The organism is Streptomyces sp. NPDC054975 (assembly GCF_053609105.1).
Map to the genome: position 1 here is coordinate 83837 of NZ_JBSGWV010000023.1, position 7854 is coordinate 91690.

The window sequence follows — 7854 nt, forward strand, 5'->3', positions numbered from 1 at the left end:
GCAACAGCGGCCTACGCCCGGAGGGCCCCCGCAAGCTCCAGGAAGAACGCGGCGTACGCCACCGCGCTGGGCGGCGTCTCCGGATTCCACGGCGCCACCCGCGCACCCCCCACCGAAGGAAACGCCCCCGGCGCGAGCGCGTTCGCACGGCTGTCGTACAGCACAAGGCCCGGCCCCAACCCCACCACGCGCTCCCAGTCCGCCGTAAGCCAGTTCGCCCCCGGGCCGGGGCCGGGATCCACCACCCGCACCCCCAGCTCCTGAAGCCGCGCCAACTCGGGCCACGCATGCGGCCGAGCCAGGTGCACCTGGTCCGGACCGGCCCCGGAGAGCGCGAGCACACGGACGTCCACCCCCGCGGCCGCGCCCCGCAAGGCCGCCTCGGCGGAGCCCACGGCATCGGCACCCCCGCCGTCACCCCCACTCACCCCAGCCGCCGCACCCAACGCTCCCGCCAACTCCCCGAACCGCCCGATGATCGCGCCGAGCGTCAGCTCGTTCCCCACCGAGAGCGCCACCACCGGCACCCCCAGCCGCTCCGCGACCCCCTCGTCCAGCGCGTACGCGCTCTTCCCGTCGTACGTCACGTCGACGATCAACTCCGGCCGCAGTTCCCGCAGCCGCGCCTCGTCCACGGCCCGCCCCGGCCCCAGGTACGGGACACCGGCCGACTCCAGCCGCCCCGCCTTCACCGGATCGAGGGCCTCGCCGTCGTGCCCGGAGCCGTACACCGCGACCGGCGTCACCCCCAGGTCGAACAGGGCCGCCCCCGCCCGTACATAGGCCACCACCCGCGCCGGCGTACGGACGGCCTCCAGCGCCGTACCCCTGTCGTCGGTGAACCCCCACGCCTTCGTCTCCGACATGCGGCTGCTCCCTCCCCGGCCGAAACCTGCCACCCCCGCCACCTTGCGGCGCTTCACGGACCCGCACAAGAGGGCCTCCGGCCCACCGGTACAGGCCAGGACCAAGGCCCGCCACCCGCCACCCGCCCCGCTGTCCGAGCGTGCCCCTAGGCTCCGCGCCATGACTCCTTCCGGCCCGCACCCCGGTCCCCGCCGTGACACCCGGGGGATCGTCGACGCGGCCGAACTCCTCACCCGTGTCCGGTTCCGCCGCCACGACCCGGCGCCGGAGTTGCGCCCGTATCTGGAGCACTACTGGTTCATCGACTGGGAGCTCTCCCAGCCGTACGCGAGCCATGTCGTCCCGCACCCGTCGGTGAACGTCGTCTTCCAGCGCTACCGGGACCCGGAGACTGCGGCTGTCACGACCGTCGCGGAGGTCTCCGGGATCGGGCTCGACCTGTTCACGAAGAAGCTCTCGGGCGTCGGCCGGGTCTGCGGCGTGCAGTTCCGGCCGGGCGGCTTCCGGCCCTTCGCCCCCGACCGGCCGGTGTCGGAGTGGACCGGCCGACGCGTTCCGCTCCACGAGGTGTTCCCGGAGACGGACGAAGCCACCCTGGAGGCGGTCCTCGCCCCGGAGACCGACCACGCGCGCGTGGCGGCGCTCGACGCCTTCCTCCTCGCCCGCGGCCCCGATCCCGATCCCGATCCGCACGCCGCGCAGGCCGCGCAGGCCATGGCCCTGGTCGCGGCGGTCCGCACGGACCGGTCGATCCGCCGCGTGTCCGAACTGGCCCGCGCGGCAGGCCTGTCGAGCCGATCCCTCCAGCGGCTCTTCGCCAACTACGTCGGCGTCGGCCCGAAATGGGTCATCCTGCGCTACCGCATCCACGAGGCCCTGGAACGCGCCGAGGCCACCGGCACCCACGGCTCCCCGGACTGGGCCGAGCTCGCGGCCGAGCTGGGCTACAGCGACCAGGCCCATCTCGTACGGGACTTCACGGCGACGGTCGGCGAACCACCCACCGCCTACGCCCGTCGGTTGTCAGACCCCTGACCTACAGTGCGGCCATGGACACCGACGCCTCCCCCGTACGCCTCGAACCATGGTCCGAGGACGACTTCTGGCTGCTGCGCGCCATGAACGCCCCCGAGCTCATGGAGCACCTCGGCGGCCCCGAGTCGGAGGAGGCACTCCTCAAGCGGCACCGGCGCTACGTGGCTCTGAGCGCCGAGAGCGCCGGACGGACGAGCGCGGGGCTGATGTTCCGGATCGTGCTGCTCCCCGAGGAGGTCACGGTCGGCAGCATCGGCTTCTGGGAGCAGACGTGGGACGGGGAGCCGGTGTACGAGACGGGCTGGACGGTGCTGCCCGGTTTCCAGGGGCGGGGAGTCGCGACGGCGGCAACGCGCGCGGTCGCCGTACGCGCCCGCGCCACGCGCGCGCACCGCTACCTGCACGCGTTCCCGTCGACGGACAACGGCCCGTCGAACGCGGTGTGCCGCAAGGCCGGGTTCGAGCTGCGCGGCGAGCGGGAGCTGGAGTACCCGCCGGGCCACCCGCTGCACTGCAACGACTGGCGCCTGGACCTGGACCGCTTCGGCGAGGAGGGCCTTGCCTAGCTGTCCTGGGGGCCCAGCTCCTTGGTGAAGTGGAAGGCGACGATGTCGAGGCGTTCACGCAGGTAGAAGCGGTGGGCGGCGGTGCGGTGGGTGCCGGAGTCCAGGTTCAGCTCGCGGCAGCCGGCCTGGCGCGCGTGGTGCTCCAGGTGGGCCAGGAGCGCGTGGCCGACGCCGGTGGAGCGAGTGTCGACGGCGGTCACCAGGTCGTCGACGTAGAGCTTGCGGATCGAGCTGGTGTTGTCGATGATCCGCCAGCCGGCGGCGCCCACGCAGGTGCCGTCGTCGGCGTAGGCGGCGGTGAAGCGCAGACCCTGGGCACGCCCTCGCTCCTGCACCTCGCGGAAGAGCTCCGGCGTGAGGTGGGGGCGCAGCTCGCGCAGGACGGGGAGCAGGTCGGAGCCGAGGCGCGGGTCACCGAACTCGAGGTCGACGATCTTCATACCGGGACGGTATCCCAGGCCGCCTCGCGGATCAGCCGCGCTCGCGTGACCGACGCCCCGCAGTGGTCCTGGGCGATCAAGGTGCCCCAGGCCGCCCGAGCCCGGCGCGGGGCCGAAATGCCTGGCCGCAGGGCGGGGCGCGGTGACATCCTGTCCCCGTGAACGGACCGGAGATCCAGATCAGCTTCGCCCCCGGCCTGCGGCTCTTCGTCTCGGCGGAGCGGCGCTCGGGACACACCCCCGTGGCCACCGACGGCGCCTCGACGCTCGGCCATGTCGTGGAGTCGCTGGGCGTGCCGCTGACCGAGGCCGGCCGGATCCTGGTCGACGGGCGCCCGGTGGACGTGTCCCACATCCCGGCCGCCGGCGAGACGGTCGACGTCGAGGACGTCGAGCGCCCCCAGCCGGTGCCCGGCGGCGCCCAGCTCCGTTTCCTCCTGGACGTCCACCTCGGCACGCTCGCCCGGCGGTTGCGGCTCCTCGGGGTCGACGCGGCGTACGAGAGCGAGGACATCGGCGACCCCGCGCTGGCCGCGCTCTCCGCGCGGGAGCAGCGCGTGATGCTCTCCCGTGACCGGGGGCTGCTGCGCCGCCGGGAGCTGTGGGCGGGCGCCTACGTGTACAGCGACCGGCCCGACGACCAACTCCGTGACGTACTGGAGCGGTTCGCACCGCCTCTGCTGCCCTGGACCCGCTGCACCGCCTGCAACGGGCCACTGACCGACACCGACAAGGATTCGGTGCGCGAGCGCCTGGAGCGGGGCACGGAGAAGACGTACGACGTCTTCGCCCGGTGCACGCAGTGCGAGCGCGTGTACTGGCGGGGCGCCCACCACGCCCGCCTGGAGGCGATCGTCACCGACGCCCTGCGCGAGTTCGGCGGCGCGGCAGCCCGCTGACCCTCGCGGCCCCGGCGCCGCTCACCACCTCAGCACCCCTGACGACCCCGGCGCCGCTCACGAGGCCACGACCCCACGACCGTGCGCGCCCCCGGCTCGCGCCGCTCTACGGCTCCGGATCCGTCAGATAGCGCTGGATCGTCGGCCCCAGCCAGGCGACGACCTCGTCCGTGGACATCTCCACCGCGGGCGGCAGCCGCAGCACGAAGCGGGTGAGCGCCATGCCGAGGATCTGCGAGGCCACCAGCGCGGCGCGGCGCGGCGCCTGGGAGGGGTCCGGGCAGACACCGCGGGTGATCGGGCCGAGCTGCTCCGCGAAGACCGCCTGCATCCGCTCGACGCCCGCGGGGTTGGTGACCCCGACCCGCAGGAGCGCGGTCAGGACGTCGTCGCGCTCCCAGCGTTCGAGGAAGTGCGTGACCAGGACCGCGCCGATGTGCCGGGACGGCAGCCCGCCGAGTTCGGGCAGGTCCAGCTCGAAGTCGGACGCCGCGGTGAACAGCCCCTCCTTGCTGCCGTAGTAGCGCATCACCATCGACGGATCGATCCCGGCGTCACGGGCGATGGCCCGGATGGTGGCGCGGTCGTAGCCGTCGGACGCGAAGCGTTCGCGAGCGGCGTCGAGGATCGCGGCGCGTGTGGCGTCGGAACGGCGTGCGGTCGTCATGCCAACAACTGTAGGCCAACAGGTGTTGACGCACCAACCGGGTCGGCTCTACCGTTGCCAACAAGCGTTGACCAACAGACGTTGGCCAACAACCGTTGATGGCACACGCACCCACCTGGAGGCAGCCATGAACCACCTCGACACAGACGTCCTCGTCGTCGGCGCGGGCCCCACCGGAATGCTCCTCGCCGGCGACCTCGCCGCCGCAGGCCTGCGCGTCACACTCCTCGAACGCCGCCCCCACGGCATCAGCAACATCACCCGGGCCTTCGCCGTCCACGCCCGCACCCTGGAGCAGCTCGACGCCCGCGGCCTCGCCGACGAACTCGTCGCGACCGGCACCCCCATCACCCGCCTCCGCCTCTTCGGCCGCCCCTCCCTCGACCTGAGCCGCCTCCCCTCCCGCTTCGCCTACCTCCTCGTCACCCCCCAGTACGAAGTCGAGCGCATCCTCGAACGCCGCGCGCAATCCACAGGTGTGGACATCCGCTACGGCACGGAACTGCGCGGACTCAGCCAGGACACCGACCAGGTCACCGTCGACATCACCGGCCCCGACGGCACCCCCGCCACCCTCCGCGCCCGCTACGTCGTCGGCACCGACGGCGTCCGCAGCGCCGTCCGAACCGCGCTCGACCTGCCCTTCCCCGGCACAGCCGTGATCCGCTCCCTCGTCCTCGCCGACGTCCGCCTCACCGAAGAACCCGAAGACCTGCTCCGCGTCAACGGCGTGGGTGACGCCTTCGCCTTCATCGCACCCTTCGGCGACGGCTGGTACCGCGTCATGGGCTGGAACCGCACCCGCCAGGTCCCCGACAGCGAGCCCGTCGAGCTCGACGAAATCCGCGAGATCACCCGCCTCGCCTTCGGCACCGACTACGGCATGCACGACGCCCGTTGGATCTCCCGCTTCCACAGCGACGAACGCCAGGCCCCCGCCTACCGCGTCGGCCGCGTCTTCCTCGCCGGCGACGCCGCCCACGTCCACTCCCCCGCCGGCGGCCAAGGCATGAACACCGGCCTCCAGGACGCCGCCAACCTCTCCTGGAAGCTCGCCGCCGTCCTCCACGGCGACGCCCCCGACCCCGAAGCCCTCCTCGACAGCTACCAGGCCGAACGCCACCCCGTCGGCGCGGCGGTCCTGCGCAGCAGCGGCGCCATCGTCCGCCTCGCCATGGCCCGAGGCCCCCTCCTGCGCACCGCCCGCACCCTCGCCGCACAACTGCTCGACAAGGTGCCCCCCGCCTCAGCCAAGGTGATGGGCATGATCAGCGGCATCGGCATCTCCTACGGCCGGGCCCACCGCCGCGTCCCCGACCTGAAGCTGCGCGAAGGCCGGCTCTACGAACTGCTGCGCGCCCGCGAGTTCGTCCTCATCACCCCCCAAGACACCACAGCCGCCGAAGGCACCACAGCCTCCGCGGCCACCCCGGCCGGCACACCCGAACTCGCCGCCGCCCCCACCACACCGGCCCGCCTCGTACGCGCCACCTGGAGCGACCCCACCCGCCGCACGACCCTCCTGGTCCGCCCCGACGGCTACACCTCCTGATACCGGCCGAGCGGCTCAGAAGACGTACGGATCACCCGTGGCCAGGACAAGGACACGATGCCGGTCGTTCCGCGGATTGACGTCGGCCGTCCCGTCCGTCCAGATCGTGGAGATGTCGACGGTCACCTCGTCCGGGGACGCCGCCGTCCGCAGATCCAGCGCCAGCTCCTCCACCGCCCCCGCGGCCCGCAGCTCTCCCGTACGGCAGACCACCACCCGGTCGCTCCCCCACAGACAGGACGGCGGCAGCTCCTGCCCACCGGCCATCGGCTCGGAGAACGCCAGCCGCACCGTCGCCTGGACGACGTCCGACGGCCCGTGGTTCTCACTCACCAACCAGACCCCGACCCGCCCCTCCCACAAGGAGAGATGGCCATGATGGGCCAGATCGGCCTCAGCCCCCACAGCACGGGCGCCCGCACCCGTACCGACCACCAGCACGGCTGCGAGAACCGCACCGAGCAGACCCTTGCGCAAAGCACTCATACGGAGAAGATACCGACGAATCGCCATACATTCTGACTATCCATCAGTCAGCGTGTCCCATGACACCCTGACCCCATGCTCGTCGCACGATCCGCAGCCCTCTTCGCCGTCGCCGCCCTCTTCGAAATCGGAGGCGCCTGGCTCGTCTGGCAAGGCGTCCGCGAACACCGCGGCTGGATCTGGATCGGCGCCGGCATCGCCGCACTCGGCATCTACGGATTCGTCGCCACCCTCCAGCCCGACGCCGACTTCGGCCGCATCCTCGCCGCCTACGGCGGCGTCTTCGTCGCCGGATCCCTCGCCTGGGGCATGGTCGCCGACGGCTACCGCCCCGACCGCTGGGACATCACCGGAGCACTCATCTGCCTCGCCGGCATGGCCGTGATCATGTACGCCCCGCGAGCCCGCTGAACCCCCGGACCTATCCTGACCAAGCGATCGACACCATCGACCACACGCGCGAGGAGCACGTCATGACCGCCGCCGGTACCCCCATCGCCGTCGTCACCGGAGCGAGCAGCGGCATCGGCGCCGCCACCGCCAGGCAACTCGCCGCCGCCGGCTACCGCGTGGTCCTCACCGCCCGCCGCAAGGACCGCATCGAAGCCCTCGCCGCCGAACTCAACGAAGCCGGCCACCAGGCCACGTCGTACGCCCTCGACGTCACCGACCGCGAAGCCGTCCAGACCTTCGCGACCGCCTTCCGAACGATCTCCGTCCTCGTCAACAATGCCGGCGGCGCCCTCGGCGCCGACCCCGTCGCCACCGGCGACCCCGACGACTGGCGCCAGATGTACGAGGTCAACGTCATCGGCACCCTCAACGTCACCCAGGCCCTGCTCCCCGCCCTCACCGCCGGCGGCGACGGCACGGTCGTCATCCTCTCCTCCACCGCAGGCCACGCCACCTACGAAGGCGGCGCAGGCTACGTCGCCGCCAAGAACGGCGCCCGCGTCATCGCCGAAACCCTCCGCCTCGAAATCGTCGGCACCCCCGTCCGCGTCATCGAGATCGCCCCCGGCATGGTCAAGACCGACGAGTTCGCCACCACCCGCTTCCGCGGCGACACCGAGAAGGCCGAGAAGGTCTACGCGGGCGTCGCCGCCCCCCTCACCGCCGACGACGTCGCCGACACCATCACCTGGGCCTGCACCCGCCCCCCACACGTCAACATCGACCTCCTCGTCGTCCGCCCCCGAGCCCAGGCCTCCAACACCAAGGTCCACCGCGAACTCTGACGAGACGGAGAGGGGGCGGGGCGCCCCCCGCGGCCCCGCACAGCCAACAGTTGGCAGCCCCTCAAACAAATGTGCAGGGTGAGCGTGTGGTCGGGCACCACCCG

The 7854-nt window shown here is 72.4% G+C and carries 10 protein-coding genes; 6 read left to right on the top strand and 4 right to left on the bottom strand.

The window, feature by feature from the left end; all coding sequences use genetic code 11:
* Positions 1-11 precede the first annotated feature (11 nt).
* Entirely contained in the window at positions 12-866 is an 855-nt protein-coding gene (locus tag ACWF79_RS21210; RefSeq protein WP_453729666.1) for an ABC transporter substrate-binding protein, read from the bottom strand.
* Positions 867-1026: 160 nt separating this feature from the next.
* Here ACWF79_RS21210 and ACWF79_RS21215 point away from each other — a divergent pair, with 160 nt between their 5' ends.
* Positions 1027-1902, top strand: a complete 876-nt coding sequence (locus ACWF79_RS21215) for an AraC family transcriptional regulator (RefSeq protein ID WP_453729667.1) — start codon at positions 1027-1029, stop codon at positions 1900-1902.
* Positions 1903-1916: 14 nt separating this feature from the next.
* A complete protein-coding gene (locus tag ACWF79_RS21220) occupies positions 1917-2468 on the top strand; it encodes a GNAT family N-acetyltransferase (protein ID WP_453729668.1) in 552 nt (183 codons plus the stop codon).
* On the opposite strand, the gene ACWF79_RS21225 is transcribed toward ACWF79_RS21220, so the two are convergent.
* Positions 2465-2908, bottom strand: a complete 444-nt coding sequence (locus tag ACWF79_RS21225; protein ID WP_453729669.1) for a GNAT family N-acetyltransferase — start codon at positions 2906-2908, stop codon at positions 2465-2467. The genes ACWF79_RS21220 and ACWF79_RS21225 overlap by 4 nt on opposite strands.
* Before the next feature lie 158 nt (positions 2909-3066).
* Here ACWF79_RS21225 and ACWF79_RS21230 point away from each other — a divergent pair, with 158 nt between their 5' ends.
* The gene (locus ACWF79_RS21230; RefSeq protein WP_453729670.1) at positions 3067-3807 is read left to right on the top strand and encodes a Mut7-C RNAse domain-containing protein; all 741 of its coding nucleotides are present in this window, start codon (positions 3067-3069) and stop codon (positions 3805-3807) included.
* 106 nt (positions 3808-3913) lie between these two features.
* On the opposite strand, the gene ACWF79_RS21235 is transcribed toward ACWF79_RS21230, so the two are convergent.
* A complete protein-coding gene (locus ACWF79_RS21235; RefSeq protein WP_453729671.1) occupies positions 3914-4474 on the bottom strand; it encodes a TetR/AcrR family transcriptional regulator in 561 nt (186 codons plus the stop codon).
* 127 nt (positions 4475-4601) lie between these two features.
* Between ACWF79_RS21235 and ACWF79_RS21240 the strand changes: the two genes are divergently transcribed.
* Positions 4602-6026, top strand: coding sequence for an FAD-dependent monooxygenase (locus tag ACWF79_RS21240; RefSeq protein ID WP_453729672.1), 1425 nt, complete (start codon positions 4602-4604; stop codon positions 6024-6026).
* 15 nt (positions 6027-6041) lie between these two features.
* Here ACWF79_RS21240 and ACWF79_RS21245 read toward each other — a convergent pair whose 3' ends face one another.
* On the bottom strand, positions 6042-6512 hold the full coding sequence (locus ACWF79_RS21245) for a hypothetical protein (protein WP_453729673.1): 471 nt from the start codon (positions 6510-6512) through the stop codon (positions 6042-6044).
* 75 nt (positions 6513-6587) lie between these two features.
* Here ACWF79_RS21245 and ACWF79_RS21250 point away from each other — a divergent pair, with 75 nt between their 5' ends.
* Entirely contained in the window at positions 6588-6923 is a 336-nt protein-coding gene (locus ACWF79_RS21250) for a YnfA family protein (RefSeq protein ID WP_453729674.1), read from the top strand.
* Between the two features lie 62 nt (positions 6924-6985).
* On the top strand, positions 6986-7750 hold the full coding sequence (locus ACWF79_RS21255; protein ID WP_453729675.1) for an SDR family NAD(P)-dependent oxidoreductase: 765 nt from the start codon (positions 6986-6988) through the stop codon (positions 7748-7750).
* The last annotated feature ends 104 nt before the right edge of the window (positions 7751-7854 follow it).